Below are 2270 nucleotides of genomic sequence, written 5' to 3'. Positions count from 1 at the left end.
GGCCGCCGGGCGCCGCGGCGGGCACGAGCGAGCGGCCGGCGGTGAACTTCGTGGCGCTGAACGCGGCCACGGGCGCGCCGACCGGCTGCGCCCTGTCGTTCACCGTCGGCTCGGGCACCGCGACCGTACGGGCGCTGGCCGTCTCGCCTGACCGCAGAACGCTGTACGCGGGCGGGTCGTTCGGGGCGGTCAACGGGGTCGCCGTGAGCAACGTGGCGGCCATCGACCTCGCCACCTGCACGCCCAGGTCCGGCTTCAAGGTGGCGGTCAACGCGACCGTACGAGCGCTGGCCGCGACCGGGGACTCGGTCTACCTCGGCGGCGACTTCACCTCCGTGGAGGGCGAGGAGAAGGACTACTTCGCCGCCGTCACGCCCTCCGGCGACCTGCGGTCGTGGACGGCGGACGCGGACGAGCCGGGCCGGGCGGTCGAGATGACGCCGGACGGGAAGAACGTGCTGCTGGGCGGCGACTTCTTCGCCGTCAACAACCGCAGTTCGCACTCCCTCGCGGTCGTCACCTCCGCGACGGGCGCCGTGTCCAAGGCCTACGGCTCGGGCTTCGTCGACAGCACCTCAGTGGTGAAGGACATCGCCACAGACCCGACCGGCTTCTACACCGCCAACGAGGGCACAGGCGGCTTCGACGGCCGGATCGCCCTGGACCTGGACGGCTTCGACCAGCGCTGGCGGGACACCTGCCTGGGCGCCACCCAGGCCGTGGACGTCCACCGGGGCGTGCTCTACTCGGGTTCGCACGCCCACGACTGCAGCACCATGGGCGAGTTCCCCAACCAGCCGCGCAAGCACCTGCTGGCCCAGTCGGTGAACGACCCGAAGCTGCTGGGCTGGTTCCCCGACACCAACGACGGCCTCGGGGAGCAGCTGGGGCCGCGCGTGATGGTCCACGCCTCCTCGGGCGGCACCGACTACATGTGGGTGGGCGGCGGCTTCACCACCGTCACCGGCACGGCCACCAACAAGCCGCAGCAGGGGCTCGTACGCTATGCCGACACACCGGACACGGGCGCGCCCTCGGTGCCGCAGGCCAACGCCTCCAGCGTGCGGCCGGGGCAGGTGGCGGTGCGCTGGCAGTCCTCGCTGGACCTGGACGACAGCGCGCTGACCTACCGGGTGTACCGCGACGGCGGCGCCACGCCGGTGTACACGACGACCGGCTCCTCGCTGCCCTGGTCCCGGCCGCAACTGACCTTCACGGACACCGACGTGGTGGCCGGGAGGACGTACAGCTACCGGATCACGGCGAGCGACGGCACCAGCACCAGCGCCAAGTCGACCGCGGTGACGGCCACCGCGGCGGCGGCCACCGAGGCCTACCCGGCGCGGATCATCGCCGACGGGGCCACGCTGTACTGGCGCTACGACGAGCCGGCCGGTTCGTTCGCAGCCGACTCCTCCGGCCACGACAGCGGCGGCGTGCACCGCAACGGGCCCGCGCACGCCGTCACTCCGGGCGCGGTGCCGGGCGCCTCGACCGCCATCGGGCACAACGGCACCAGCTCGTACACCTACAGCGACCGCAAGAGCGAGCGGCCCTCGGCGTACTCGATCGAGACCTGGTTCAGGACGACCTCGCGGGCGGGCGGCAAGCTCGTCGGCTTCGGCGACCGGTTCCTGGAGCCGAGCAGCTACCACGACAAGCAGGTCTACATGACCAACGACGGCCGCCTGGTCTTCGGCGTCAACACCGGCTCGCTGCGCACCATCGGCAGCGGCTGGGGCTACAACGACGGCCAGTGGCACCACGTGGTGGCCACCCAGGGCTCGGGCGGCATGCGGCTGTACGTGGACGGCTCCCTGCGGGCGAGCAACGAGCTGGTGACCACGAGCCGGAGCTACACCGGCTACTGGCACGCGGGCGGGGACACGCTCAGCGGCTACTGGCCGAGCAGCCCGTGGAGCGACTACTTCGGCGGGCAGCTCGACGAGACCGCGATCTACCCGGGCGTGCTATCGGCGTCGCAGGTCGGCGCGCACTACTCCCTGGGGAAGGGCGCGTGAGGGCGCGGCGCGGGGCGCGGGCCTCGATGACGCGGGCCTCGGTGAGGCTGAGGTCGCTTTCGGGTGCGGTGGCCTTGGGCGCGCGGGCCTTGGGCGCGGTGGCGTTGGGCGCGGTGCTGACGGGCTGCGGTTCCGATGCCGGTGCCGGGAGCTCTGCCGGGAACCGGCAGTCCTCGGCCGCGGCGGCCCCGGCCCCGTCCTCCCCGTCCTCCCCGTCCACCTCGGCCGGCTCCCCGAAGGCGCCCGCCG

At 73.1% G+C, this 2270-nt stretch carries 1 protein-coding gene; it reads left to right on the top strand.

Features of this window, described 5'->3' with window-relative positions; translation table 11 throughout:
- On the top strand, positions 1-2021 hold a 2021-nt coding region (locus tag AOK16_RS17680), incomplete at its 5' end, for a LamG-like jellyroll fold domain-containing protein (RefSeq protein WP_079101499.1).
- Positions 2022-2270: the final 249 nt, after the last annotated feature.

This window comes from Streptomyces pathocidini, from assembly GCF_001418495.1.
GTDB classification, from domain to species: domain Bacteria; phylum Actinomycetota; class Actinomycetes; order Streptomycetales; family Streptomycetaceae; genus Streptomyces; species Streptomyces pathocidini.
Note: the sequence above shows the minus strand (reverse complement) of the source record. Positions and strands in the feature narration are given on the sequence as shown.